This window comes from Enterococcus malodoratus ATCC 43197, assembly GCF_000407185.1.
GTDB classification, from domain to species: domain Bacteria; phylum Bacillota; class Bacilli; order Lactobacillales; family Enterococcaceae; genus Enterococcus_A; species Enterococcus_A malodoratus.
Genome location: NZ_KE136482.1, coordinates 256,785 through 282,203, shown reverse-complemented (window position 1 = coordinate 282,203; position 25,419 = coordinate 256,785). Strand labels below are relative to the sequence as shown.

Below are 25,419 nucleotides of genomic sequence, written 5' to 3'. Positions count from 1 at the left end.
ATGAGACCGATTGGCTTGATGCATCGGTCTCTTCACTATCATAAAAAAGAGCCAAAAAGGAGGAGAAACGAGAGTGATCATTACTCTTCTGGAAACGAGCGACATGCATGGGTACGTATACCCAACCACCTATTCCGGCAAAACAGACTTGCCTATCGGTGCGGCTAAGGCTGCTGCTAAATTGAAAGAATTGCGGGCGCAAGCAGATGGGCCTGTGATTGCAATCGAAAACGGCGACTTTATTCAAGGCTCCCCTCTGAGCTATTATCTCGCCAAAGAACAGCACTCGGCGAAAGAACTGACAAACCTGATTAATTTGATGAATTACGATGTTCAGCTCATTGGCAATCATGAGTTTAACTATGGGCTCGATTATTTAAAAGAGGCCATCAAAAATTATCAGGCGCCTGTTCTAGCGGCGAATATTTTAAATCAAGCTGGGCAGCCCTATTTTGGTAAGGCCTATACTATCCTCGAAAAAGCTGGGATAAAAATCGCGGTATTAGGACTCACCACCCAATACATCCCACATTGGGAAAAGCCAGAGACACTGAAAGGAATGACCTTCGAAAGCATCGTTAAGACAGCCAAAAAATACGTACCACTCCTGAAGCAACAAGCAGATTTAGTCGTAGTAAGCTATCACGGCGGATTTGAAAAAGATCTAGCAACAGGTGAAGCAACCGAGGCGCTAACTGGGGAAAACGAAGGCTATCAATTGCTGCAGGAAGTTGCGGGTATCGACGCTCTTTTTACTGGGCACCAGCATCGAACAATCGCGACGAAAATCAACGGCGTTCCGGTTGTTCAGCCTGGTTACCAAGGCAATCATATCGGAAAAATTCAATTAACCGTCGAGAAAATGGGTGAACAGTTCGTTGTCACGGACAGCCATGCGACATTGCATTCTGTTGAAGATGTCGCGCCCGATCCCCAAATTCTCAGCGCGATTGAACCTATGGAAAGAGAATTGGAACATTGGCTTGATCAAACATTAGGGCAAGTTGAAGGGGATATGCGGATTGATGATCCGATGCAGGCTCGCCTGATCGAACATCCTTATGTAGAATTTATCAATCGAGTCCAGCTGTTCGCCAGCGGAGCCGCAATATCAGGCACCGCACTTTTTAATAATGAAGGAAAAGGTTTTGGCCAGAAGATCACCATGCGGGATGTCATTACAAACTATATCTATCCAAATACTTTGGCAGTAATCAAAGTCAGCGGCGCAGACCTGCGCGCCGCATTAGAGCAAACCGCCAATTATTTAGCAGTGGAAGATGGCAAAATCGTCTTTAATCCGGCCTTTATCCAGCCCAAACCACAATACTATAATTACGATATGTACGAAGGAATTGACTACACAATCGATATGAACCGGCCCGCCGGACAACGAATAACGAGACTAAATTTCAACAACCTTCCCATCACCGCTGACCAAGAACTTGAAGTCGTGACCAATCAATACCGTGCAATCGGCGGCGGCAATTACAATATGTTCAGCGCTGATAAAATTGTGCGAGAAATCCAAGTCGACATGACCGAACTAATCGCAGATTATCTAAAAGAACATCCAATCATCAAAGCCGAAGCTAATCATAATTTTCAAGTGATTTTGTAGCTGTGGGTTTCCTGCTATATAACAAAAAAACGAGCGGCAAAATTACACAGCCGACTCGTTTTTTTAAGCATTCATCAACTATTTTTAACTAACTCCCCACACTATCTACTTACTATTGATCTGTTTCATCAGGACTACGCAGGAGTCGCTTGATTCTCACTATAAATCTTCGCTGCACATTTATTACAATACACACTCACCTCTTTCGGTATCTGGACGTCAACTCTGGTTGTTTCGTGTTCATCCAACACTTGATAGGTCATTTCACCCACGATCATTTCCGATATTTCCTTATTTCCACAAGCAGAGCATTCAAAATTTTTATTTTCGAATTGTTTCAAGTACAATTGAGCCTTCTTGCGACCCTCCATAAACCTCCGACACCTATCAATCAGTTCGATTTCTCTATAACTTAATTCTCTCACCACTAAGTTTTCTATATCCTCAATATTCGTGCATAGAGTATATTTCTTGATTTGTCGTTGTGCTGTTGATTTACATGAAAATGTCTCTATATTCGCGATTTGCAGCACCTGTATCGGTACATCATCGTCAGGATATTGATCGAAGTACAATTCAGTAATATGCAGGTATTTCGTTCGTGAAAAATAGTACTTTCCTGAAATGTAACCGCTGTTATCTTCTTCGTTGCAATAAATAGCATATAATCTTTTGTAATCCAATTGACTTACTCCTTCTCTTCTAAAAGTTTTATTCTTCCTTCTATGTAAAATAGTAGCATTCCCTTTAATCTAGGTAAATTTCATTCTTTTTCCTTTTAATTATCGATTTGAATATATCAAAAACGCTGTCTTTTTTCACATACATTTAGTTGGGAAAGAAGGATGGCCGTTTAAATAGAAAAACGGCAACGAATCTCTCAATGAGAGTCATTCGTTACCGTTTTAGAAAATGAAAATAGGTAATAAAAGAACGGTTATGACAAAAAACTTCTAAAAAGTTTATGAGCAGGTTCGTTTAATAAATTCGAATAAGTTCCTGAAGTTTTTCTTGCGCCGCACTGTCCTCTGAGATTTGAAAGTCCAAATCCGGTGTATAACTTCCTTGAGTGCCATCATCCGCGTATTCACCAAATCCTGTATTGGTACTTACTGGTACTCCGTTTCCGGTTTTCAACTCGTAGACCACGCCATTATCCCCCAGCAAATATTTGCTTACAGGTTTATCCTTATCCAGCTTAACAGAATAATTTGCGGCAAAAGAATCCGCATAAAGCTCTTGTTTGCCGACGCCGCCATCCTTCGCTGTATAGAAGATGCACCCGCCTATTGCCCGAATAGGAAAGGCTCTTTTTCCCGGCATATCAAAATTTTGAACCTGGACCTGACCATCTGGCGTATTGGCATACCAATCTCCATGCCCCGCTGCTCCATGATCAAAGAACCAATCGCTAACTGCCATATTTCCTATCGCGGCACGCTGCCCTGCCCAATCAAGAAAAGCTAGATTAATTTGAGCTTTTTGACTGTCACTCAACCGAGCACCCTTACTGGCAATACTTTCCTCCTGACTCATACTCTGCGTCTCTTTTGTTTCAGAGGACGAAGTTGATGATATTTTTGAAGATGTCTCGGATGATGTTTTTGAAGTTGATGAGTCACTTTTTGCTGTGACGGATACCTTGATTTCTGTCGAACTCACAGGCGTGCTTTCGCCTTTATCCTTCGTAGAGCCGCAGCCGGATAATAGTAATACCGAACCAAGCCCTAGCACTAAAATACTGCTTATTTTCATCGTTATTCCTCCAAAGTATAAATTGTTTTTTTAAGCATGAGCCTATATATGAATGGAATCCATCGTCGGATTCTTGATCATAGACATTTTTTCTATTTAAGGTTCAATTAAGTTCCATTTATTATTGTATATTCAACCCAAAAATCTTTTTCATTTTGCCAGTTGCTTCGGTAACTGGCAGCCCTTTTTATTGTTTTGAGAAAAACCTCTCTCAGTCTATTCGCAGTCGGCATTGAATGCAACTTATTTTTTTCCGTCAGTGTCATGGACCCTTTTTCTCTTACCCTATACACATATTTCATAATGGGAACTCTCCAATCCGGGAGTTCCTTTTTGGTTTTAACGTTATAAGAGAATGAGTCGTCAGTACTTCCCCTATTTCAATTGATTCAGTAAACAGGTTTGTAAATCCCTAAACATGTTCACAACCCTTAGTAAACACTTACATTTCTAAGTACAGCACTTATACTAGGACTTGAAGAAACAGTGGCCACATCGTTCTTCTAATCAAAGATAGCTGATAATGCTTCGCTTAATAATATCTCGAATTGATTCAACGTTGTTCCAAAGAAAAGGTTAGGCTGATACTCCGATAGAACCCGTGGAGTATAGGTATCTGTGCTAATTGTTAATGTTGCCAGCTGTCCAATTCTCGATTTCTTTTCACCGACAAAAGCAATTAAATCAATATGGTGATCTTTTGCCATTTTTGCAAGCTCAGCTAGACGAAAAGTGTCGCCTGAATTAGAGATAATAAAAATCAGAACATCCCTTTCAACCTGTTCTCGCAGAAACTCCAGATGGCTGTTGGCAGTCGCACGGAAACCATAAAGATTAAGTGTTTCAGAAAAGTGATTCGCGATATTTTGCGAGAAACCTGATCCTAGGATCATAATCCGTTTATTTCGATAATCAGATAGTAAACGGATAAATTCGTCCCTTTCTTCATTTGAGAAATGCTTAGGGAGACTGATCGTTGAATGTCTGCTGCCATAGGCAAAAACCAATTCACTGTAACCGGAATAACCTATTTTTTTCGCCATATTGACGATTGTCGCAGTTGAGACATAAGACGCTTTGGCTACATCGCGAATTCCTAAATCTCTCAACGAATCACGATTTTTATCCATAAATCGCAAAACCTCAGCTTCTGAATCATTCAACTGATATTTATCAATTAGCGTTTCAGTATCCATAAGATCCACCTCAAATTCTTTAGTTAGGAGTATTATATCATGACAGAAAATAATTTTATTCAGGACCCATGGGCAAAAATGACTACACGCAACGGCTTGCGAGGTGATGAAGTCATCTCAGCATTACAGAAATCCATCCGGAGAGGAAAAGAAAAAGCTGCCTGTGAGTTTGCCTATGAAATGTATATCACCTCACCGCAATTTGAAGAAAAATTATGGAGACGTTTATTAGCCATCAGTGTTGAAGATGTAGGTATGGGAAATGCGATGGCAGCCATTATGATTAATAACTTGAATATGATGCGCAAAGAGTTTCAGTATAATGAATCCGACCGCGCGATGTTTTTCTTCCATGCTATTCGTTACTTGTGCGGATCAGAAAAGGATCGTTCGTCCGATTTGCTCAAAAATATTGTGATAAAGAGTTTCGCTATGGGGTATGTGCCTGAGATACCCGATATTGCCTTGGATAAACACACAACTCGCGGGCAGGAAATGGGCCGTGGTTCAGAACATTTCTTACATGAAGCCAGTAAAGTCATCCCACAAGCAAAAGTCGACAATGACTATAAAGAGCAATATGAAAAAATCATAGAAAAATATGACCCGGATCATGTAGTACCAAGTACATTTGTTTTTAACCCTTGGCAAGTATAGGAGGTCATACTCATGGAAAATTCTACGATCATAACGAAACTTAATGAAGTACTCAGCCCAGTTGCCGCAAAAATCGGGAATCAACGCCATCTTAAAGCAATATCTAGCGGCATGATGTTTGGTTTGCCATTTATTGTTATTGGATCCTTTTTTCTGATTTTTGCGAATCCGCCAATCAATATCGATCGTTATAATCCGGAGACAGCTAATTTTTTCATGAAATTTATGGCTGGTTGGAAGGATTTTGCTGTAGCGAATTATGATTTGATTACAGCCCCATACAATTTGACCATGGGCATCATCGGGCTGATCAGTGTTTTCGGAATTGCTTTTTCTCTGTCCAGCGAATACAAGATCAATCCATCAATGAATGGTATGGTGGCGTCAGTCATTTTTCTAATGGTATGTACACCCGTTAGCGAAGGCAGTATCAACTTAAATTATTTAGGGACGAATGGTCTTTTCGTAGCAATCATTATTGGTTTGCTAGTGGTTGAAGTAAATCGATTCTTTGAAGTGAAAAATATCAAATTAAAATTGCCCGATACTGTACCGCCTATGGTTGCGACTTTTATCAACACGCTAGTCCCCTTATTAACGAATATCATTCTCTTTTATGGGATTAATCTGATTTTCCTAGTAACAACAAAAAAGATTTTTCCAGAAACCGTGATGCAAGTTTTGACACCCGCAACTAATATCGCCGGAAGTCTTGGTGGATTCTTGTTAATAGTAACCTTAGGAAATATTCTGTGGTTGTTCGGCATTAACGGATCATCCATCATTTTTCCAATCGTCTTCACTCTAGGCATGGCCCAAACGGGATTAAATGCTGAGCAAATGGCTAACGGTGAGACCATGACCCACCTGATGAATTTACAAATGTTTCGGATCTCCGTTTTAGGTGGAGCTGGTGGAACATTGGGTTTAGTGATTTTAATGATGCGAAGTAAAGTATCGGAATACCGAACGATTGGAAAGCTGTCGCTTATACCAGGCATCTGCTCAATCAACGAGCCCGTAATCTTTGGACTTCCGATTGTTTTTAATCCGATTTTAGCAATTCCATTTTTGATAACACCCATTGTTTCTTTGCTGCTGACGTATTTCGCTCAAAGTATCGGTCTGATTGGAGTGGGATTGATTGTCGATCCTTCCTTCACTCCTTTCTTTGCGCAAGCCTATCTTTCAAGTATGGATTGGCGAAATGTAGTATTCTGCTTAGTATTGATCCTTGTTAGCGCCGTTATCTACTATCCATTTTTCAAGGTTATGGAAAATAATAAGACAAAACTTGTGGATGAAGATCTATAAGTCACTGTCAATAACGAATTAACGAACAAAAAGAAAAAAGGTTAAAGCAAAGTAAAAACTACAACTTTGCCTTAACCTTATTTCAATTTATCTAGCGAATCCGTCATCGTTAAATCTCTATTACGCAGTTCTGTTTCTGATTTTTTAATTCTTAACGTATTCGTTACTCATCCAACAAACTTTCTCTAAACTCTTCTCGCAAAGCCAGCAGATGCTCCTCAGAAAAATTTTGAGCTATTTTATATCCGACATAGTATGGCGATACGATAAAACGCGGAGTTAATTTGACGATGTACTTTCCTGCTTCTTCAAAGAAAAATAAATTGTAGCTATCACATCGACCATGATGATAGTCCTTCAATACATAACCAACTGTCTTTTGCACGTAATCCGCCAAACTATTGATAGCTGTTGGCTCTTTCGCATCAACAATAATATTGATTTCTAAAAATCCCATTACAGGCATGGTTGAGAAATTAATCTCCACATTATCTTGCGACAAAACGCTTATCCCAGTAAAGTTATCAGCATGAACCTGCGCTTCTCCATCAAGCTTTTTTAACCCTACAACTTGCATATGCGGATGCTTTAAACTGCCGCCTGATAATGGCCCATGATTTTTATAAAACAGCACAGATTCAAACTGCGGATCTTTTTTCGTTTCTAACCAGCATTCAAATGCAAAGTTGAATAATTCTCGATTTTCCGCTGTTGTATAAGTGGAGATATCCTTATTATGGTCATTACTTTCAATAATAATCGTCTGAAATGTATCCTGCAGCGTTTGGTATTTATTGCGAATCCACAGCATTTCTTTTTCTCTTCTTAAAATATTCTCCTCTTCTGCATAATCGCAAAAAGGACAGCCATTTTTTTCAGCCCCCATATGTTGAGGCTTCCCATTAGCAGCCTGCGGCAAAAAGACCAACGCCCGCTCCTCATTTTTATTTTCCATAAATAAGCAACTCCTTATATAATCCTGTTTATTATTGTGACGCGCCAAATATACCGGCGGAATTTCAAAATGAACTAGCTGTGTTTGCTTCTTAAATAAAACAAACAATCACTATTTCCCATGATAGCATTTTTTGCTATGTAATGAATCTCTTCCATTTGAATATATTGTCTTTTTTATCATGACCTACATTGACAGGATTTTTTTGATTAGGAAGTTCTTTTAATATTCAAAAAACTACGCAACTCAATTTCTGAGTTGCGTAGTGTGGCTCAGTATTTAACTTTTTTTCTACCTCTGTATTTTCGACAATCACGATCACAAATTTTTAGACCCATTAAATAGGCCTTCTCATTTGCATCACTACTACTTCTCTGCGAATATCCTACAGTACTTTGGAGGGAAAAATGTTTGAAGGAACCATCAATTTCTTAGGAACCTTTTCGGTATCCATCACATGATGAACTATTTTCCCAATCTTTTTATCATTTCTCCCAAAAGTTCATTCATCTTTGTGAGTGCAATCTCTGCCATTTTGTTATTGGCGATTTCTAGATGGTCTTGAATCATTTGACCGTCCTCCACCTCGCATGAATCAGTTGCTAATTGGATTTTCCTATATTCGATCATTGCTTCTGAGACTGTTTCATCCCTCAAAGTTTCAAACCGAGAGAAATTTGAATCCCCAAGTAGTGCCGCTGCCTTACTCAACCAATAGATGTCATTCGCCTTAAATGTGCTCCCAATCTCATTAAATATCGTTGGTGTCTGAGTGATATTTGCATAAAAAGGCACCAGCGTATTAAACGTATTCGGTCCAAAGGCCAACCAATGAATCGCCGCTATTTCTTTGGAAACATTATTTCGGATCTGAAGAATATGTGTCTCTTCATTTCTATTCAAAGCAATGGAACGGTAGCGTGATTTGTCGCTCATCTCCCCTTCTCCGTAAGGATCGTAAGGGGTATTTTGATAATGGGAGCTAAGAGCCCATCTAACATCTTCAATAGTCAGCTTTTTATCCGGATACGCTAGGAATGGCAAGTCCTGATCTTCAGGATGGGACGAGTTGTTTTTACAAAAGACTTTCTGGATATACCAAACTCTAGGGTTGTTGTAGTGCTGATCCCCATTTGTAAAAGTCCCAAAAATATCCCTCAAATTTAGTTCATCATTCGTTGGATTCAACTGGTGTTTTTCAATCAAATCTTGTAGTCCCGTGGCGGATAAATTGTCTGGAGAATTAAAGTCAAAGTGATCGATCGCTAAACGATTCGACACAAGGACAAATGCCTCATCTGGAATTCTAACCGCCGCCCAATGATGGCCTCCGATCGTTTCTAAATACCAGATCTCGTCACTGTCTGAAAACGCAATGCCATTTATTTCATAGGTTCCGTACGTTTCGATCAGCTTTCCTAAACGCAGCACGCCCTCTTTTGCAGAATGGATGTATGGTAAGACCAAGGTAATGAAATCCGCTTCACCTATCCCAGTATCAACCAACGGATCAATCGCCAATATCCGATCATTATTAGTGATCGTTTCGCATGCTGTCATGGCCACATTCTGACTATTGATCCCTCCACCGGCCCAAATGCCGAAACGATCATCCAAATCAGGAGTAGATGTATAGCGCAAGGGATTTTGCGGCAGTTCAAGCTCGAATGAAGTAATGGAAGAACAATAGCGGCGGGGCTGCTGCTCTGGGGAAACCACAACGAAATGTTGCGGATTAGGCTTCTCAAAACCGTCCTCGATACGCGCGATCATTGTTGAACCATCACTGGCAGCCTTTTTCCCAACTAATAGGGTCGTACAAGCTTTATTCTTTCTCTTCATTTGTTCTCCTCTCTGTTCGTCGTATTCTCGTTCCTGCAGAATCATTAGTCAGGAGTATTGAATCATTATACTAGATGAAATGCCTTGTGATCAGTTTTTTTGTCCATCTTTTCTCCTATCGGTATTCTCAAAACCCTTAAGAAAAGATTAAATTGGGTATCAGTTACAGAAAAATTCTGCTGCTGTTTTCTCGGAAATCGTGCGCTCTTTTCAATAAGAACACTGCTATATCAATATTTATCTACTATGCACATAGAGGTACTCTATGTCAAATTAGGCAAACTTGCATTTCGCCGTGAAAAATACAGCCATTTCTCCTCTCTCTTTTTTACAAACCCGATGAAATCAAGGTTTTTGAAAAATAAATGCACAAAAAGCCTGCAATTTTGTTCCCGAAATGCAATTTTCGCGACTTTGACCTAGTTTTGTTTTGTGCTTTATCGTTGAGTCACCGGCCGGAACAAAAAATACAAAACATGGAGGCGTTAAAATGATTCAAAAGTTAGGCACTAAATTACAAGTTCACTTATCTCAACTAGGGGTACAGAAATTAAAGAAGGTCACTTTCGCAAATGTGGTCGATGATCCAGATGAAAATGAAATCATCCAATTAGGCGAAATCATGAAGGACTTAGACAAAGACGGCACATTACTTGATGGCGTGATCATCACTAGCCAATCGCGAGTGACTAAATAATTAATGGAAAGGAAAACAAAAAATGAAAAAAATCGTATCAATCTTTAAAACCAGCGCTGGCCGCTCACAAACATGGAGCTATGCCGATCCTGGCGAAGGAAAATCAACCGAAGAAATCCGAGGCATTTTAGAACGCTTCACCCTGCTTCACCTATTTGAAAAGGACGACGAAAAACTTTTTAACGAAGTCGTTAGCGCGAAATATGTAGAAACGGTAGAAACAATTATTTTTTAAACTAGGTGAATGAGGAGCGGCGGCGCATCCGCCCTCCTCCAACTAAGAAAGAGAGGATAAGAATCCCATGAATGAACAAACTTTGTCTCACCGACAACTTTTCAACTTAAAATCAAAAACCTTAGAAAAAAGAATTACTGAAAACTATTACAAGACACAAAACAGCAGCTTAACAATCAAATATATCTTAACCTTGCGAGTACGGTATCAACTCGGTGCAGAGGAGTTTGCCCACATTCTAAAGGATCTTGTCCGAGAAATTTTCATGCATACAAAAGCGACTCGCACGATGAAGCGATTTTTCTATTACTTCAAAGATTACTTTATGGCACCTGAATGGCGAGCGTTGAATTCGAAAGTGTTTCCTGTCCGTAATTTTGGTCAGAAGGCTATGTCATTCTTCCGCTCATTGATACCCTTTGCCCGCCCCGACGAAACAAATGAACCTTGAGATTAACTTACCTGCGCAAATAAAAATTTAAGAAAGGAAGCAAAAAAATGAAAAAGGATTTAGTGACAACATTTACCAACGGTCTGGGCAAAGAACACGATTGGACATATAAAGATGTGAATGCCGATCTGCCGCCACAAGTGATCAAAGAGGCTTGCGAATTATTGACCAGCTTAGATATTTTTGAACAAAACGGCGTAAAACTATTTGATTCCGTAGTGACGGCGAAGATCGTGACAACCAAAGAGACTGAGATTTTTGATGTGAAAAACGATCCGAAAATCGAGAAAAATGAATCTCTCGAACAGCGCAAAGCATCTGTAAAAACAGCACAACCAACGGAGTTGCCACGTGTCAAAACTGGAAACAATTACGACTATTTATTCGAACCTTCAAGAAATGCGATCGCAAAGAAGCTTGAAGGCCCCACAGAAATACCGAGTAGACACCCTTCGTTATTAATAAATACACCACAAATCGGAGAACCGGCCATTCCGAAAATAGAAGACAATTCTGTCAGCGAGCCTATAGAAGATGTCACACAACCTGATTCTGTTAAACAATCACGTACACGAAAAAGCTTTCTCCAATGGATTCGAAGAAAGAAGAATCGAAACAAGGACGACCCGGATATTCATTCCCGTGATCCAGAATCATCCAACTAAATTCTGCCTTTCTCTAAATTAAATACATTTGCGTAGGTTACTTCCACTCACTTCTTCAGCTATAGTTTGAGTGAGCGGAAGCCATAATAGATGGAGAAATTTACACAGAAAAAAGCTCTAGAAATGACTGTTTTCACATCATTTCTAGAGCTTTTTATAGTTTACTCGTCTTCTTCATCGAGCATCTGCTCTGATAGGTAAGAATTTACATACAGTATTTGCTCGCGACCTTCTGTAACGGCCTTTTCAAAGTATGCTTGATCCGCATAATCATCGGTCAATCCCAGTAAAACAGTCATAATGACCGGCAAATTCATTCCTGTAATTACATGGATATGTGGTTTGGATAAATATGGGACAAAGGCTTGGTTAACTGACCCTCCAAGTAGATCCGTGAAAATTATTGCCTCATCATCAGTCGTTAAATCTGCTAGATGCTCCGCAATTTCTTCTTCTACTGGAATGTTTTCTGTATATGCCGTAATCGTGATGATCTCAGTTGTATTCGGCATAATAAACTTTACCGTTTCTTCTAAGCCTTTGGCAAAATTCAAATGACTTGCTAAAATAATTTTTCTCATATTTCCTCCTATTTCTCGCAGCTTTAATCGATTGATTCGGAGATGTCCTTAACCGATTCTCGAACAATTAATTCTCCGTTCACACTTGTGAATTGCCCCGCGAACGTTTCAGAAATATTAGCAATCAATTTATTGATCGCAATCGACCCTTTTTCCGCATGGTCAATTCGAATCGTTGTTAAAGGTGGTTCTACCAACGAGGCGAACTCAATATCATCGATTCCTACTACAGATAACATCAACTGATGATCTTTCAAAAATTTAATCAACTCAATCGCAAGAAAATCTTCCGTGACGACGACCGCAGTCAACTCGTTTAACTCTGATAAAAAGTCTTCAAAATGAACCTTTTGTGAACGCTCAATTTTTGACAGCTCTGTCAAACCATTTTCCAGCATCGCCTTTTTGTATCCAGCATACCGCTGCTCATTGACACTCGGTTCCTGTTCATCAAATCCTCGAGAAACAAACCCGATTTTTTTGTGTCCTTTCTCAATCAAATGCCTCGTTGCAATAGCCTCTAGTTCAGAATCCTCTGTGTTGACAAACATCGTATTCGGATTTGATAAAGCGGTTCGCAAGTCTGGTGCGTCCAATACAGTATCAATGTACACCACAGGAACCTCTAATAATTGATCGATTTCCTTAAACATTCCAGAAGGCACACCGACGATGACAAACCCTGCGAATTTCCAGTTTGTTTGAATTTTGATTAAATCCTCAGCTTTTTGAACATTGTGAAAGAGCACGAAATAATCTTGTTCTTTCGCCTCATATTCAACACCTGAAAGAATTTCAGATACAAAGGGGTTCACAATATTCCGACTATGACGTTTGGAATAATAGATCAGTCCAATTAGCTTGCTTGGAGCTTTAACGAGCGACCGAGCATTTTGATTCGGCGTGTAATTGTATTTTTTTATGATCGAGTTAATCAGCGCAAGTTTCTCCTTGCTGACTCGATGCGAGCGATTGTTTATTACATTTGAAACGGTCGTAACTGATACGCCGGCTTCTTCAGCTATTTTTTTGATCGTTACTTTCATTTCATCAACCTTTCTAAACTTTCCATTATTCGATTAGATAGCTCATCTCCGCCAGCATTGTTCGAATTGCAGAATGCTCGATTGTTTCAATATAACTTGAGAATTTTTACGGATTGGCGAAAGCTGTCGGAAGAAAACGGAAAACCTCTTTTTTCGCTGTGAAACTCATTTTAGTAAATTGCAACCGTCTCATAATCTCCGCCTTAACCAACTCATTTTGGTTTTCTTCAACATTATGAATGATCGTTTTTATTTCTCTGTTCTCTGGAAGAATGTTTTCTGGATCATTTACAGTATAGGTTAACTGTCTACTTTTTTCATTATATTCAAAAATTGTTTCTGCAATATGTTCTCCTACATGTTCAAACATAGAGTAACAGTTGTCTTTTCCAGGAAAAACCTGAACACTAATTGTTTCTGGCAGCTTGCTTGGGTCTTCCATATAGTTCTCATTTAATGGAACGATCCCTCCGGCTTTGACAAATACGGGGATCGAATCGATATCTCGGCACACTTTGATTTTCGTTCCGCCTTGATACCTTAGACCGCTAAAGAAATCATACCAAACTCCTTCAGGCAGCCAGACATTTTCCGTACTCATGCCAATATCTTCTATTGTCGGCGTTGTAATCGGTGCAACAAACATCTCGCTGCCGAAAAGATATTGATTAGAAAACTCATAAGCTTCTCGTTCATCAGGATATTGATAATACATTGGTTCGATCAGTGCTTGACCAGAGAAACTCGTATGATAATTTGCTGTATCCAAGTAAGGAATCAGTTTTCCACGAAGGCGCAAGAAATTGCTCATGGCTCGTTCGATCTGGATAGGAAAACTCCATGGTTCTTTTCCAACAAAAGGATTATCGTAACTATGCAAACGATTGATTGGACTAAAAACTCCGAACTGTAACCATCGTAACGACAATTGTGCATCGTAGGAACCTTTGTAGTGACCGCCAATATCATGACTCCACCAAGTATACCCAATATTCGTTGCTGTCGCAGTAAAATATGGCTGAAAAGCTAACGATGCCCAAGTTATTTGAGTATCTCCCGAAAAACCTAATGGATAGCGATGTGAACCCGGTCCTGCATAACGAGAAAGTAATAATCCGTCGCCATGATTTCGTTTGCTGTTATCCAGAAAATGATAGTGATTTAACGCCCATAATGGCTCTACCTTCGACTTGTCACGACTATCTCCTTGCTGCCAATCTACCCACCAAAAATCTGCACCCTGTTCTTCAATTGGATGATGAACATCTTCAAAGTAACTCTCTCTAAATACAGGATTACTGAAATCAAAGATTGCCGGCTCTTCAGCGGTTTGATCAAGCTGCAGCCGTTCGGCAACCGCAGGATAACTATCTTCAAATGCTCTGATTCCAGCTGCTGGGTGTACATTCAACGTGACATGCTTTCCCCTAGAATGGAGCTCCTCAAATAATTTCACAGGATCTGGAAACAGCTCTCTATTCCAAGAATACCCTGTCCAAGCAGAACCAAAACGTTCAGGAATATCCGTTTTATGCCAATCCATATCAATTACCGAAACACTGATTGGGATCTGCTCCGCTTCAAACCGATCCATTAATTGCAAGTAGCTTTCCTGGGTGTATTTATAGTAACGACTCCACCAGTTTCCTAACGCATAGCGCGGAATCATAGGCGTTTTCCCAGATAAACGATAAAAATCCTTCAATGCTTTGCGATAATCATGTCCATAAGCAAAGTAGTATCCGTCGACTTCTTGTGGATTCCTTGGAATAAATTCATCCTCCAATAGAACAAATGACCCCGTATCATCAATGTAACTAAAACCATCTTTACTTTGAATCCCCGGCTCTAACGGAACCTCCCCATCAATGCCATCTAGTGTTTCAACCGTTCCAAGCAGATTTTTTTTATCACTTTCGCCAAAATGCCACCTTGAAAAATAGGTGCCATAATTATACTTTGCATCGATGTATAAGCTGGATGCCGAGAAATCTCCCCCATCATAATACAGGTGAAATGAATCCGTTATAATTTCAACGAGATGTCCCCCATTATTTTCCTTAACGGTGTAATCAACTTCTCCAAAATCCCGTTCCTGAACAAACTGCGTCGGCCGATCTTCAAATTTCCCCGTTTTTGAATATTCTACGCGACATAATTTATTTGTAATCACTGTAAAGCGATAATACGCTCCTTGGACAATGTTCATGCGTCATCCTCCTTGAGTATCAAATCATGAATGATTTGCGCTACTCCGTCTCTCTCATTTGTATTTGTTATATATTTCGCAACAGACTTGATGGCGGGAATAGCATTTCCCATAGCAACACCAAATCCTACATTTCTAATCATTTCGAAATCATTTTCTTGATCACCGATCGCCAGGATATTTTTAGTAGAAATTCCTAATGATTGAGCAACCTGTTTAATTCCCTCGAACTTATTGATGCCTTGATTGGCACCTTCAAAAAAATAAGTCTCTGTTCGTACCATTGAAATTCCTAAAGCTCGGAGGTCTTCTACAGCTTCTTTTAGTCGATCCAAATTTGTCGAGTGAAGGCCAAACTTATATATATTTAAAGCCATCTCATCTAATTTTTGATTAAATTCGTCGCTGTCTTTCACCCATAGAGTACGACCATTAAGTACACTTTCATCCGAATCTATACCGGCAAAATTGACACTGTATATCAGACCGTTACAAAAGAGGCTGACTTCGTTGTTGTAGGCGATCTCGAAAATTTTATTCAGCAATGATCGCTCGATCCTAGTTTTTGAGATCACTTGATTTTCTTCATTTAAAATGTACGAACCATTCAAACAAATTTTGTACCCTGAAACCTGCAGTTCCCGATTGAATAGTCGAACAATGTCAGGATAAAGTCTCCCAGAAGCAATCGCGATTTTTATCCCTTTAGCAGAGGACTGTCGAATGGCTTCTATGTTCCTTGCAGTTATTTCTTTTTGTGCATTTAATAAGGTACCATCTAGATCAATCACAATTAATTGGATTTCACTCATTTTATTCAGTCCTTTCGTTGATTTTTTTACATCGGTTTTAATATTCCGAAAAATGCACCAACCATTGAAATGACAATTAGCAAAACAATAATTCTGGTAGTCGTCCATCTTTTACTGCCAATTAATTTATAGACAACGATCGTCAGCAATACTGGTAATAACGCGGGCATGATTTTATCCAAAACATCTGACTGAAGCGGCAATTTTACAGCACCTGTTTTAAAAGTCAGACCAGTTTGGACTTTTACTGCGGTAGAAATTAACGCTCCTACTACGGTTAATCCCATAACAGAGGCAGCTTCAGTAAAAATAGTCAATTTTTCACCTAAAGTGGTCACAAGCTTGACTCCCGATGAGTAGCCTAAATCCCAAAGCTTTAGCTTCACAAAGGCAAAGATAAGATTGAAAACAAGCCACATGACTGCTCGGACTGGGTTTCCTTCTAAGGCCATATAACCAGAAATCGAACCCAAAATCGTGGGTATCAAGATCCAAATCAACGTATCGCCAACCCCTGCAAATGGTCCCATCAATGACGTTTTCAGTGATTGCACCGATTCAATTGACTTACCGCCGTCTCGCTCCTCGATTGCCAAGCTAGCACCGAGAATGATATTAGCCATGGCAGTCGTCGTATTAAAGTATTTAAAATGGTTATTCAACGATTCAATGTATTCTTGATCATCCGAATAGATTTTTCGTAAAGCTTTGTTCAATGAAAAGACCACTGCTGGACCCTGTTGCGTTTCATAATTAAAATTATTTACCCCCATAAACATATAGCGCAACGCCGCCTTGTGACGATCCTTTTTGGTCAAGATTGGTTCATTCGGTTGCTTGCCTTCTACTGCATTATTCATCATAATCGTCACCCTCCACTTGAGTATTGATTGTTCCGCTTGTCACTGTTGCGGCTTTGTTCATTTCAACATTAAAGATAAAGTATGCGGCGCTAAAGCCTAACAAACCAATTGCCAAAACCGGCAGATTCAAATAGGCAGAAAACACGAATCCGGCAACTAAAAAAGTTAAGTACTTTTTAGCTGGCATATAGTGGAGCAACAAAGCAACACCAACTACCGGCAGCATTCCCCCAGCAATATTCAACCCTTCTGTCATCCATTTTGGAATTACTTTTAAAATAAGTTCAACGGCATCTGTTCCAAAGAAAACCATAATTGTCGTCGGTATAATTTGTTTTAGAGCAAAACACATCGGTCCGACACATAACCATAAATTCATTTTTTTAAAGTGTCCGGCATTCGCGGCTTCCTTCGCTTTCATTGCAAAGGCAGTATTGACCATTTTTACTAAAACATCTAATTGAATAGCCAACATGCCGACTGGCAACCCCACTGCTAACGCTGTCCCCGTTCCAACTCCTGCTCGAACAGCTACAAAAGTTCCAATAATAGTTGCCAGCCCATAATCTGGAACAGAAGAGCCGCCCAAACCAGCAACACCTAAATTCATTAATTGAAACGTACCAGCTATAACCATTGCAGTTTGCATATCGCCCATTATTAACCCGGCAAATAAACCTATAATTGCTGGAAACCCTGTCATTACCGCGATCCCTTGTACATCCAACGTCATGATTACCGCCAATAAGATAATTAAAATATTTTGTAATAAATCTGGCATCGTTATCCCTCTCTTTATCCGCTCACATAAAGCGTTATCATTTCTTATTTTGTACTATAAGGCTCATCTTGGTCATCAGGTACATACTTAATATAGACCGGGACACCCAAGTTTTGAATTCGCTCAAGATCCTTTTTCTCCTGTTCAGTAAGAGAAATGAACTTAGAAATTTTCTCTTTTCCGTCAGCATCAAACATGATTCCTAAATCAACCCGAGGAATCTCAATTCCTGCCTCTAAAAACTTGATCAATGTTTCTGGCTGCTTGACAATCAAAAAGACTTTTTGGTTATCATAATTTCCATTTTTAAAATTATGAATGGCCTTTTTCGTATCAATAATACTCATCCCTGTTCCGGTAGGCTTTGACAAACGCATCGCGGCTTTTTGCACTTCGTCCTGACTTACTAAATCATCCACCACCATGTACCTTTTCGGCTGCACATGAGCGAACCATTGATTTACTACAATTCCGTGAATCATTCTTTGGTCAATTCGAGCAACTGCAATCGGCATAAAAATCTCTCCTTTAATAGTTTTTTGGTTTAACGTTAAACTAACTTACAAGGTCATTATAAAACATGAAAGCCCTTTTATCAAGAAAAATGTTTATTTCCTTTATAAACACCAAAAACCCTTGATAAATCAAACTTTCTTGTTTGCTTGAACTAACGTAGGAGTGGATAATTAGTAATTTCTAAGATAATCATCAGAATAAAATTTTTTTCAATGAAGTTTAACGTAAAACTTCATTCGTACATATAATAAATCAATACGCCTCGCCCGATAGTTTGATATTATGCTCCGAAATAATCTAACATGAAATTGATCGTTGATTTTATCATGATTTATGGGGGTGTTCGACAAGATTGCTTTAATAAAAAACCTGCGATTTAAACGATCGCAGGTTTTGTAGTCATTTTTTAAGTGAAAATCTCTATCAAACAACACTATTCAACGAAACCATCTCAATCAGCCCTTGTGCGGCTTCCGAACCTTTATTTCCAGCCTTGGTTCCTGCTCGTTCGATGGCTTGTTCAATCGTTTCAGTGGTTAAGACGCCAAACATGACGGGAATCTCTGAATCTAAACCGATGTGAGCGACTCCTTTAGCGACTTCATTGCTGACAAGTTCGTAGTGGGTGGTGGCGCCTCGGATGACTGCGCCTAGTGTGATTAGGCCGCTGTATTTATCGGATTTGACTAGCTTTTTGGTGATAAATGGAATCTCAAATGCGCCTGGTACCCAATAAACATCGATATCTTCTTCTCGCACTCCATGCCGTAGCAAATTATCCACCGCTCCGCTCAAAAGTTTGGAGGTAATGAACTCATTGAAGCGGGCAACAACGATTCCAACCTTGATTCCTTGACCTTCAAATGTTCCTTCAAATTGTGGCATTTTAATTCTCCCTTTCTTAGATCGATAATAGGTGATGAAACTTTTCCTTCTTAGTTTTTAGGTAGTTAACATTTTCTTTGACTGGGGCTACTTCCAAGGGAACTCTTTGACTTACATGGATGCCGTTTGCTTCTAATTCCTTCATTTTTTCCGGATTATTCGTCAATAAGCGGATGTCCTTGATGCCGAAGGACGATAGAATTTCTGAAGCAAATTGGTACTCGCGTTCGTCTGGTTCAAAACCAAGCGCAACATTTGCTTCAACGGTATCCAGGCCCTGTTCTTGAAGCTGATAAGCCCGCAGCTTGTTTTTCAGTCCAATGCCTCGGCCTTCTTGACGCAAATATAAAACAGCGCCAGTTCCTTCTGCTTCGATTAAACGCAGCGCTTCATGGAGCTGCTCGCCGCAATCACAGCGATGTGAGCCAAAAATATCGCCGGTCAGGCATTCTGAATGAATACGTACCAACAACGGTTGTGCTGGATTTGATATATCGCCTTTTGAAAGAACCAAGTGCTCTCGTTGCTGCGAATCCTCAAACAATGTCAATTCGAATTCGCCGTATTCTGTCGGTAATTGAACGGTAATTGGGTCTTGTTCCGTAAAATAATTCGCCAGCTCTTCGACCGTGATCAGCAGCATTTCCCACTGCTCCGCTAATTCTTCCAATTGCGGACGCCGCGCCATTGAGCCGTCGTCATTTAAAATTTCACAAATATAGGCGGCTTCACTTTGATTGGTCAATTTGGCCAAATCTAGAGCTGCTTCGGTGTGTCCCCTTCTCTCCAATACTCCACCAGCTTTTCCGATCAGCGGAAAAATGTGTCCAGGTTTGTTGAAATCCGCCCCCTGTGTCTGCGGATCTGCCAATGCCTGAATCGTCTGCGCGCGTTCACCTGCCGAAATTCCTGTCGTCGTTGAACGATGATCCACACTTACAGTAAAAGCTGTGCCAAAGCTGTCCGTATTTCTTTCGACCATCTCAGAAAGCTGCAGGTGCTGGGCAACCTTTTCGGAAATCGGTGCGCAGATCAGTCCTCTGGCGTGCTTCGTCATGAAATTCACCGTGGCCGTGGTCGCTACGTTCGCGATCCCGACTAAATCCCCTTCGGCTTCCCGATCATCATCGTCTGCTACGATCACCAGCTGTCCTTTTCGTAAGTGTTCGATTGCTGCATCTATACTATTTTTACTCATAAGGCTGTTCCTTTCTTTGGGCTTTGACATATTTACCTAACAAATCCGTCTCGATATTTACTAACTCGCCACGATTCAATTTCCCTAGATTGGTCTGATCCTTCGAATGAGGAATCAAACCAACTGAGAAACGGCGCGCGTTTGCTCCTGTCACAGTCAAACTGACACCATTGATCGCGATGGAGCCTTGAGGAATGATCTCGCCCACCAACTCCTGCGGGTAGTCAAAGGTCAGAATCAATGCATTCTCCAATACTCTTTTTTCTGCCAATCTAGTCGTCGTATCCGCATGCCCTGCGACAAAGTGCCCTTCTATGCGGCCGTTGAAAGCTAAAGCACGTTCAAGGTTTACCTCGTCAGCGATTTTCGCTTTGGAAAAGGTCGTTCGCTGATAAGTTTCCGGCATGATCTCAACGGTAAATGTTTGCTCCGTTTTTTTCACAGCCGTCAGACAAACCCCATTGATCGCCATACTATCTCCCACTTTGTAATCCACCAATAAATCGCTTGAGGCCTGGCAAGTCAGTAAAATCGTTCGGCCGCTAGAAACGAGCCGGGTAATTTTTCCGGTTTCTTGAATGAGTCCCGTAAACATTCTATCCTCTCCTTCCCGTGATTCTTAGATCCTCGCCAAAGGTTTCAATCGCAATAGTTTTTATCGCCGTCACCTGCTCTGTCCTCCGCGAGCTAGTAAAACTCGCAGTCCCATCACCGCCAATAATTTTCGGCGTCAAATAGGTAATCAGCTCATCCCAATAACCGCTAGCCAGGAAAGCATCGTGAATCTTCGCTCCCCCTTCAACATAAACAGATTGGATCGTCCGACTAAATAATTCCGAGACAACCACGGGAATTGTTAGCGCTTTTTCACAGATAACCTCTACATGCTTCGGCACATCAGCTTTTTGCATGTTCTCAGTAAAAATCAGCACCGGACTGCTTCCGTCATGAAAAATAGTCAGTTCTTTATGACTCAGAGTCTCTCCTTTTCGGTCTAAAATTATTCGATAAGGCGGAAAGGCGGTGGATTTCGTTGTTCCCAGCGATGGGTTATCGATCAGCGCTGTGTTGCTCCCAATCAAAATCGCTTGATAATCGCCGCGTTCTTCATGAACTTTTTCCGATGCTTCCGCTCCAGTTAAAGCCGTTCTTTGACCGGCCAAAGCAATTTTCCCATCAAGCGAAATCGCCTGTTTCAACGTAATAAAAGGACGCTGATGCTCATAATAAAAATTATAGTGTCCGTTCAATTTTTGGACCTTTTTTTCCAAAATCCCGGTGATCACCTCGATTCCATGATCCTCCAAAAACTGTTTGCCTTTGCCAGCAACTAAAGGATTCGGATCGAGCTGGCCGATCACCACCCGTTTGATTCCGCTTTGTAAAATGGCCTGCGTACAAGGCGGTTGTTTCCCATAATGATTACACGGTTCCAGTGTCACATAGATCGTTGAGTTGAATAGTTTTTCGGGAGTTTTACATGAATGGATCGCATTTTTCTCTGCATGAGGCTCTCCATAAGCTAGATGTCCGCCTCTTGCAATGACCTGATTATCGTTTACAATGACTGCGCCAACTAATGGATTGGTAAAATTTTTACCCTTTCCCTTCAGCGCCTCATCAATCGCGAGCTCCATGTACTTTTCATGCATCCAATCTCCTCCTTTCCAAACAAAAAGACCCCGTGTAAGCACATACACGAGGCCGTAACAGACAAACTCAAAGAAATGATGACAAAAAAAGTGTACACTTTCCCCATCCATTTCCTGATAAGTTTTTCTTCTCCCATCCAGACTTTAACTGTCGGTTCCAGATTCTCACTGGATCAACCGCAAATATGCGGGTCACGGACTTCAAGGCACGCCTTGTCACCGTCGGTCGGGAATTACACCCTGCCCCGAAGATTACTATTCAATTCACCAAAAATACTACTATTCTTTTTTTGAGGCGTCAACAGAAGAATTTTTAAAATAACAATCGTATACCACGCTTTTTAAATTTTTCCTGAACGATTATTCCCACAAAACTCTCGAAAATTTGCTGAAAAATCCGCAAGTACCCGAAGCTATAGGGCTAAGCAGTGCTGTTGTCCGAAAAATAAACAATGAACTAATGTAACCTTTTTTATTTTAAAAACGCTCAAAGCAGATTAATGCTTTGAGCGCTCTTTTTTGGTGTCACTATATCTAATGCGTAAGGACTTTTAATAACAAAAAACACTTATTTTTCTGCTCTTTCAAGCGAGTCAGCCGCTTCCTTAAGTACTTCTCGGTTACCATCGAAACGACTACGATGTGTCGATGCATGGATTTCCAAGTAATTCTTTTCCGTTTCTAAAACATACATCAATGTCTTGAATTTTTGTCCTTCTCTATCCATTTCAACCACAAATTCAACACCTGACATACCCGCCTTTCCCACCGTGTTTCCTTGCTCAACCATGTTATCTCCTAAAGATTCAATGCCTTTAATAAATGCATTTTGGTAAGCCATAAAGTTTTCAAAATCTCCATGATCACTTATAAAAATATTCACCCCTTCTTTGCTCGAGCTGGCAAAGAAATCAGACTTTTCATCTACTCTTTTTTCCCAGCCCTTTGGCAACGTATAATGGAAAATCTCCCCATTTTCTGCCACCACATCCACTACTTCTCTTTTTTCTATTTTCCGTTTACTTTCTTGTACCATTTGAGATTTCTGGGTTTCTTCAGTAGCTCCCGAATCTTCAGTCGCACACCCGTCACCTACCAACAATAATAATCCCAATACAACTAACTTCTTTATCATATTTTCTCCTTTATAGGTTATTCATAATAGCTCCCGCTTCATCAATGGTTTGGTCTAACACCATCCTGTCAAAAGTTTCTTAACTAATAAAAACCTTCAACTGGAACAAATTTCCGCCTAGCTCATGCTCCACGAAATGATCATTATATTCTGGAGATATTTCTAAGTATGTTTCCTTCGTACAGTTATATCTACATTTTTACTCTAAAAAAGAACCGGACAATTTTACTTTTAGATTTAGTAGTTAAGAAATCGGATGGGAGTACGGTCAAAATGAAGAAGAAGACTCCGATAATATAATTTAAATACACAAAAAGAATATCTGCCCCCGATTGATAAGAAAAATAAATAAGAAATATATAAAGAAAAAATCCCATTGAAGCAAATATCGTTGATACTAAAGACACGATCCACAACACTAAAACACCTCGTCCCCTAAAGCCAACATCTCGGCATCGTCTAGTAAACAAGGCCATGCTTGGAATAAAAAAGATTAATAAATATATGACCAGTGCGACCATCATCAACATCATCAAATTATTCGTTCCGTAATCCAGAGCCTGTTCATCATCTATCCCCTGAAGGAGCATGCTTGTCATACTTACAAATTGATAAACGAGAACAGGAATCGAAAGAAGTGAGAGGATTAAAAAAACTACCATAACCCACCAATACCCCGCTCTAGTTGTTCTGCCTTTAAAATCGAAATAACCAGTAAAGAATTGCTTAATTGCTGCAGGAAAACTTACATAACAAATATCCTTATTAATCTTTATCAACACAAGAACTCCTTTAATCGTTCACTTTAATCAACTGATTTGATTATATCGATAGTTACTCTGTTATCGCCATGATCAAATTTAAATTTATACCCACTAGCAGTGACCGTGGTTGTTTTTCCAGAATCTAAAAAATTATTGAACGCTTCATATACCTTATCGTTATTGACCTCATAACTTAAAATAAAAGAGACAATAATCGCTGCTAGTTCTTCCTCTGCTTCCGCTCCAGCGGTCATACTTAATCCGACCAATTTACTATCTCGAACATGAATCCAGGTTTGCACTTCATTCTCGTCATCAGCAATAAAAGTGCCATCATTTGTAGTGAGAGGAAACCTCGTTTCAGTATTTTCATCTAGGTCATTCATAGTCCCGTTCATTCGATCAGCGAAATTATCGTATGAATCAATTACTGCTCTCTTCGGCAGCTTAATTTCAAGAATTGTTTTTTGTCCGTTTTTTAAAGCAACTTTGAGTCTCAGTTTTTTATCACTAATTTCTGACGGAATAGCAAGATCAAATTTTTTCCCTTTTATCGAAACTTGATCTCTAAACCCATCCTCTCTGACAGAAACAACGCCTTTTATATCAGACAGTGCTTCTCCTGTGATGTAATCAAACCGACCATCGCTTTGATCTACATGAGTTATCATTGATGGGGACTTTGTTGAACAGCCGCTTAAAATAGCAAATAAAATTAAGAGGGGGAATAAGTATTTCTTCATTTAGAAACCACCTTTGCATTGCTTTTATCAGAGTGCAACAATCATGTCTTGTATACACATAACGCATGAAACTCGAATATGTATATCCAAGCTTCATGCGCATTCTACTTATACAGCCACAAAAGAATTCATCATCTCAGTGACAAGTTCCTCGTTTCTATCAAAGAATGACGGCAGACCAAAGAAGTTAACAACGACATAATCTGTCTCCGTCTCTAATACATAGAAACGAAGTTCGGCATTCGCTCCCTCAGCTACACCAACAAAACTATGCAACTCACCGGTATAATGTGAAGTTTGATACGCTTCTTCTTTGATCGTTTCCTCTTTTATTTGAAAATCATCCACTGCAACATATTCATCTCTCAAAGAATTTTTTAATATCTCAATATCATTGACATCTGTCTTTTTTATGCCATAAACCATTACACCGTCCGCCTCATCTTCATTACCTGCGCTAAATGAGAATTCTTCGTCTTCAAGGATCTCCCACTTATCCAAAATTTTCATTTTGTAGGCTGTTCCTTCAACTTGAAAATCAACATCTGTCAACTTGAGTTTCTTTTCAGAACTTGATGTCGCCTTTTTAGAGCTCGATGCCGCAGTTGTAGAGGCTGTTTCTGTCTGTTTTTTTGTTTCACTTGTTTCTTTCGCTCCACCCGACCCGCAACCTGACAAAATTCCTACCAACAATACCAACACAATCCATTTTTTCATTTTCTTCTCCTAACACTTTTATTTTTCACTATCTAACAAAATCAATGACTTAATGGGATTATCCAATATTAATCACTTATTTATGTTCACCATATCCAAACAAAACCCTTAACATTTTTCAGAATACCT

Annotated in this window: 27 protein-coding genes, 1 pseudogene and 1 riboswitch; of the genes and pseudogenes, 7 read left to right on the top strand and 21 right to left on the bottom strand. The window is 39.9% G+C overall.

What is annotated here, in order from left to right:
- Window positions 1–73 precede the first annotated feature (73 nt).
- Window positions 74–1,621, top strand: a complete 1,548-nt coding sequence (locus I585_RS11225; protein WP_010741895.1) for a bifunctional metallophosphatase/5'-nucleotidase — start codon at window positions 74–76, stop codon at window positions 1,619–1,621.
- A 134-nt stretch (window positions 1,622–1,755) separates the two neighbouring features.
- Here the strand turns inward: I585_RS11225 and I585_RS11220 are convergent, their stop codons facing one another.
- The 4 genes from I585_RS11220 to I585_RS11205 all read right to left on the bottom strand — a co-directional run bounded on the left by I585_RS11220 (window position 1,756) and on the right by I585_RS11205 (window position 4,572).
- Window positions 1,756–2,304 (bottom strand): hypothetical protein, encoded by a 549-nt coding sequence (locus I585_RS11220; RefSeq protein WP_010741894.1) that lies wholly within the window; start codon window positions 2,302–2,304, stop codon window positions 1,756–1,758.
- A gap of 295 nt (window positions 2,305–2,599) precedes the next feature.
- Window positions 2,600–3,376 carry a hypothetical protein gene (locus I585_RS11215; RefSeq protein ID WP_010741893.1) on the bottom strand — a complete coding sequence of 259 codons (777 nt, stop codon included), beginning with the start codon at window positions 3,374–3,376 and terminating at the stop codon, window positions 2,600–2,602.
- Window positions 3,377–3,483: 107 nt separating this feature from the next.
- On the bottom strand, window positions 3,484–3,678 hold the full coding sequence (locus tag I585_RS11210; protein ID WP_016249945.1) for a hypothetical protein: 195 nt from the start codon (window positions 3,676–3,678) through the stop codon (window positions 3,484–3,486).
- A gap of 201 nt (window positions 3,679–3,879) precedes the next feature.
- Window positions 3,880–4,572: a MurR/RpiR family transcriptional regulator gene (locus I585_RS11205; RefSeq protein WP_010741892.1), complete on the bottom strand. Its 693-nt coding sequence runs from the start codon at window positions 4,570–4,572 to the stop codon at window positions 3,880–3,882.
- 39 nt (window positions 4,573–4,611) lie between these two features.
- Here I585_RS11205 and I585_RS11200 point away from each other — a divergent pair, with 39 nt between their 5' ends.
- Window positions 4,612–5,229 carry an AAA family ATPase gene (locus tag I585_RS11200; protein ID WP_010741891.1) on the top strand — a complete coding sequence of 206 codons (618 nt, stop codon included), beginning with the start codon at window positions 4,612–4,614 and terminating at the stop codon, window positions 5,227–5,229.
- A gap of 12 nt (window positions 5,230–5,241) precedes the next feature.
- Window positions 5,242–6,543 carry a PTS sugar transporter subunit IIC gene (locus I585_RS11195; protein WP_010741890.1) on the top strand — a complete coding sequence of 434 codons (1,302 nt, stop codon included), beginning with the start codon at window positions 5,242–5,244 and terminating at the stop codon, window positions 6,541–6,543.
- Between the two features lie 163 nt (window positions 6,544–6,706).
- Here the strand turns inward: I585_RS11195 and I585_RS11190 are convergent, their stop codons facing one another.
- Both I585_RS11190 and I585_RS11185 read right to left on the bottom strand, forming a co-directional pair.
- Window positions 6,707–7,498, bottom strand: coding sequence for a DUF4931 domain-containing protein (locus I585_RS11190; protein ID WP_010741889.1), 792 nt, complete (start codon window positions 7,496–7,498; stop codon window positions 6,707–6,709).
- Between the two features lie 465 nt (window positions 7,499–7,963).
- Window positions 7,964–9,340 (bottom strand): C69 family dipeptidase, encoded by a 1,377-nt coding sequence (locus I585_RS11185; protein WP_010741888.1) that lies wholly within the window; start codon window positions 9,338–9,340, stop codon window positions 7,964–7,966.
- 490 nt (window positions 9,341–9,830) lie between these two features.
- Between I585_RS11185 and I585_RS11180 the strand changes: the two genes are divergently transcribed.
- The 4 genes from I585_RS11180 (at window position 9,831) to I585_RS11165 (ending at window position 11,388) form a co-directional block, all read left to right on the top strand.
- Window positions 9,831–10,037 carry a hypothetical protein gene (locus tag I585_RS11180; RefSeq protein WP_010741887.1) on the top strand — a complete coding sequence of 69 codons (207 nt, stop codon included), beginning with the start codon at window positions 9,831–9,833 and terminating at the stop codon, window positions 10,035–10,037.
- 22 nt (window positions 10,038–10,059) lie between these two features.
- Entirely contained in the window at window positions 10,060–10,272 is a 213-nt protein-coding gene (locus tag I585_RS11175) for a DUF2922 family protein (RefSeq protein ID WP_010741886.1), read from the top strand.
- A gap of 67 nt (window positions 10,273–10,339) precedes the next feature.
- On the top strand, window positions 10,340–10,723 hold the full coding sequence (locus tag I585_RS11170) for a hypothetical protein (protein WP_010741885.1): 384 nt from the start codon (window positions 10,340–10,342) through the stop codon (window positions 10,721–10,723).
- Window positions 10,724–10,770: 47 nt separating this feature from the next.
- Window positions 10,771–11,388 carry a DUF2922 domain-containing protein gene (locus I585_RS11165; protein WP_010741884.1) on the top strand — a complete coding sequence of 206 codons (618 nt, stop codon included), beginning with the start codon at window positions 10,771–10,773 and terminating at the stop codon, window positions 11,386–11,388.
- 161 nt (window positions 11,389–11,549) lie between these two features.
- Here I585_RS11165 and I585_RS11160 read toward each other — a convergent pair whose 3' ends face one another.
- The 15 genes and pseudogenes from I585_RS11160 to I585_RS11090 all read right to left on the bottom strand — a co-directional run bounded on the left by I585_RS11160 (window position 11,550) and on the right by I585_RS11090 (window position 25,290).
- Window positions 11,550–11,969, bottom strand: a complete 420-nt coding sequence (locus I585_RS11160; RefSeq protein ID WP_010741883.1) for a PTS sugar transporter subunit IIA — start codon at window positions 11,967–11,969, stop codon at window positions 11,550–11,552.
- A 23-nt stretch (window positions 11,970–11,992) separates the two neighbouring features.
- Entirely contained in the window at window positions 11,993–13,015 is a 1,023-nt protein-coding gene (locus I585_RS11155; protein WP_010741882.1) for a LacI family DNA-binding transcriptional regulator, read from the bottom strand.
- 25 nt (window positions 13,016–13,040) lie between these two features.
- Window positions 13,041–15,224 (bottom strand): annotated as a pseudogene (locus I585_RS11150) (glycoside hydrolase family 31 protein).
- Window positions 15,221–16,036, bottom strand: coding sequence for a Cof-type HAD-IIB family hydrolase (locus tag I585_RS11145; RefSeq protein WP_010741880.1), 816 nt, complete (start codon window positions 16,034–16,036; stop codon window positions 15,221–15,223). Before I585_RS11145 ends, I585_RS11150 begins: the two are co-directional and overlap by 4 nt.
- A gap of 26 nt (window positions 16,037–16,062) precedes the next feature.
- Window positions 16,063–16,899, bottom strand: a complete 837-nt coding sequence (locus I585_RS11140; protein ID WP_010741879.1) for a PTS system mannose/fructose/sorbose family transporter subunit IID — start codon at window positions 16,897–16,899, stop codon at window positions 16,063–16,065.
- A complete protein-coding gene (locus I585_RS11135) occupies window positions 16,889–17,680 on the bottom strand; it encodes a PTS mannose/fructose/sorbose/N-acetylgalactosamine transporter subunit IIC (RefSeq protein ID WP_010741878.1) in 792 nt (263 codons plus the stop codon). Before I585_RS11135 ends, I585_RS11140 begins: the two co-directional genes overlap by 11 nt.
- Before the next feature lie 44 nt (window positions 17,681–17,724).
- Window positions 17,725–18,195, bottom strand: coding sequence for a PTS sugar transporter subunit IIB (locus tag I585_RS11130; RefSeq protein WP_010741877.1), 471 nt, complete (start codon window positions 18,193–18,195; stop codon window positions 17,725–17,727).
- A 424-nt stretch (window positions 18,196–18,619) separates the two neighbouring features.
- Entirely contained in the window at window positions 18,620–19,081 is a 462-nt protein-coding gene (gene ribH, locus I585_RS11125) for a 6,7-dimethyl-8-ribityllumazine synthase (RefSeq protein ID WP_010741876.1), read from the bottom strand.
- Between the two features lie 16 nt (window positions 19,082–19,097).
- Window positions 19,098–20,309 carry a bifunctional 3,4-dihydroxy-2-butanone-4-phosphate synthase/GTP cyclohydrolase II gene (locus I585_RS11120; RefSeq protein WP_051104533.1) on the bottom strand — a complete coding sequence of 404 codons (1,212 nt, stop codon included), beginning with the start codon at window positions 20,307–20,309 and terminating at the stop codon, window positions 19,098–19,100.
- On the bottom strand, window positions 20,272–20,874 hold the full coding sequence (locus I585_RS11115; RefSeq protein WP_010741874.1) for a riboflavin synthase: 603 nt from the start codon (window positions 20,872–20,874) through the stop codon (window positions 20,272–20,274). The genes I585_RS11120 and I585_RS11115 overlap by 38 nt, the downstream gene beginning before the upstream one ends.
- A 1-nt stretch (window position 20,875) precedes the next feature.
- Window positions 20,876–21,931: a bifunctional diaminohydroxyphosphoribosylaminopyrimidine deaminase/5-amino-6-(5-phosphoribosylamino)uracil reductase RibD gene (gene ribD, locus I585_RS11110; RefSeq protein WP_010741873.1), complete on the bottom strand. Its 1,056-nt coding sequence runs from the start codon at window positions 21,929–21,931 to the stop codon at window positions 20,876–20,878.
- Between the two features lie 121 nt (window positions 21,932–22,052).
- Window positions 22,053–22,188: riboswitch (FMN riboswitch) on the bottom strand.
- 311 nt (window positions 22,189–22,499) lie between these two features.
- Complete coding sequence (locus tag I585_RS11105) at window positions 22,500–23,066, bottom strand: hypothetical protein (protein WP_010741872.1); 567 nt, start codon at window positions 23,064–23,066, stop codon at window positions 22,500–22,502.
- A gap of 191 nt (window positions 23,067–23,257) precedes the next feature.
- Window positions 23,258–23,848 carry a DUF805 domain-containing protein gene (locus tag I585_RS11100; protein ID WP_010741871.1) on the bottom strand — a complete coding sequence of 197 codons (591 nt, stop codon included), beginning with the start codon at window positions 23,846–23,848 and terminating at the stop codon, window positions 23,258–23,260.
- 23 nt (window positions 23,849–23,871) lie between these two features.
- Window positions 23,872–24,573, bottom strand: coding sequence for a membrane lipoprotein lipid attachment site-containing protein (locus I585_RS11095; RefSeq protein ID WP_010741870.1), 702 nt, complete (start codon window positions 24,571–24,573; stop codon window positions 23,872–23,874).
- Between the two features lie 108 nt (window positions 24,574–24,681).
- Window positions 24,682–25,290 carry a hypothetical protein gene (locus I585_RS11090; RefSeq protein WP_010741869.1) on the bottom strand — a complete coding sequence of 203 codons (609 nt, stop codon included), beginning with the start codon at window positions 25,288–25,290 and terminating at the stop codon, window positions 24,682–24,684.
- Window positions 25,291–25,419: the final 129 nt, after the last annotated feature.

Excerpts from the sequence above, each read along its gene's own strand:
- I585_RS11215 (WP_010741893.1), bottom strand. The coding sequence starts at position 3,376 with ATGAAAATAAGCAGTATTTTAGTGCTAGGGCTTGGTTCGGTATTACTA.
- I585_RS11210 (WP_016249945.1), bottom strand. The coding sequence starts at position 3,678 with ATGAAATATGTGTATAGGGTAAGAGAAAAAGGGTCCATGACACTGACG.
- I585_RS11205 (WP_010741892.1), bottom strand. The coding sequence starts at position 4,572 with ATGGATACTGAAACGCTAATTGATAAATATCAGTTGAATGATTCAGAA.
- I585_RS11200 (WP_010741891.1), top strand. The coding sequence starts at position 4,612 with ATGACAGAAAATAATTTTATTCAGGACCCATGGGCAAAAATGACTACA.
- I585_RS11195 (WP_010741890.1), top strand. The coding sequence starts at position 5,242 with ATGGAAAATTCTACGATCATAACGAAACTTAATGAAGTACTCAGCCCA.
- I585_RS11190 (WP_010741889.1), bottom strand. The coding sequence starts at position 7,498 with ATGGAAAATAAAAATGAGGAGCGGGCGTTGGTCTTTTTGCCGCAGGCT.
- I585_RS11185 (WP_010741888.1), bottom strand. The coding sequence starts at position 9,340 with ATGAAGAGAAAGAATAAAGCTTGTACGACCCTATTAGTTGGGAAAAAG.
- I585_RS11180 (WP_010741887.1), top strand. The coding sequence starts at position 9,831 with ATGATTCAAAAGTTAGGCACTAAATTACAAGTTCACTTATCTCAACTA.
- I585_RS11175 (WP_010741886.1), top strand. The coding sequence starts at position 10,060 with ATGAAAAAAATCGTATCAATCTTTAAAACCAGCGCTGGCCGCTCACAA.
- I585_RS11170 (WP_010741885.1), top strand. The coding sequence starts at position 10,340 with ATGAATGAACAAACTTTGTCTCACCGACAACTTTTCAACTTAAAATCA.
- I585_RS11165 (WP_010741884.1), top strand. The coding sequence starts at position 10,771 with ATGAAAAAGGATTTAGTGACAACATTTACCAACGGTCTGGGCAAAGAA.
- I585_RS11160 (WP_010741883.1), bottom strand. The coding sequence starts at position 11,969 with ATGAGAAAAATTATTTTAGCAAGTCATTTGAATTTTGCCAAAGGCTTA.
- I585_RS11155 (WP_010741882.1), bottom strand. The coding sequence starts at position 13,015 with ATGAAAGTAACGATCAAAAAAATAGCTGAAGAAGCCGGCGTATCAGTT.
- I585_RS11145 (WP_010741880.1), bottom strand. The coding sequence starts at position 16,036 with ATGAGTGAAATCCAATTAATTGTGATTGATCTAGATGGTACCTTATTA.
- I585_RS11140 (WP_010741879.1), bottom strand. The coding sequence starts at position 16,899 with ATGATGAATAATGCAGTAGAAGGCAAGCAACCGAATGAACCAATCTTG.
- I585_RS11135 (WP_010741878.1), bottom strand. The coding sequence starts at position 17,680 with ATGCCAGATTTATTACAAAATATTTTAATTATCTTATTGGCGGTAATC.
- I585_RS11130 (WP_010741877.1), bottom strand. The coding sequence starts at position 18,195 with ATGCCGATTGCAGTTGCTCGAATTGACCAAAGAATGATTCACGGAATT.
- ribH (WP_010741876.1), bottom strand. The coding sequence starts at position 19,081 with ATGCCACAATTTGAAGGAACATTTGAAGGTCAAGGAATCAAGGTTGGA.
- I585_RS11120 (WP_051104533.1), bottom strand. The coding sequence starts at position 20,309 with ATGTCAAAGCCCAAAGAAAGGAACAGCCTTATGAGTAAAAATAGTATA.
- I585_RS11115 (WP_010741874.1), bottom strand. The coding sequence starts at position 20,874 with ATGTTTACGGGACTCATTCAAGAAACCGGAAAAATTACCCGGCTCGTT.
- ribD (WP_010741873.1), bottom strand. The coding sequence starts at position 21,931 with ATGCATGAAAAGTACATGGAGCTCGCGATTGATGAGGCGCTGAAGGGA.
- I585_RS11105 (WP_010741872.1), bottom strand. The coding sequence starts at position 23,066 with ATGATAAAGAAGTTAGTTGTATTGGGATTATTATTGTTGGTAGGTGAC.
- I585_RS11095 (WP_010741870.1), bottom strand. The coding sequence starts at position 24,573 with ATGAAGAAATACTTATTCCCCCTCTTAATTTTATTTGCTATTTTAAGC.
- I585_RS11090 (WP_010741869.1), bottom strand. The coding sequence starts at position 25,290 with ATGAAAAAATGGATTGTGTTGGTATTGTTGGTAGGAATTTTGTCAGGT.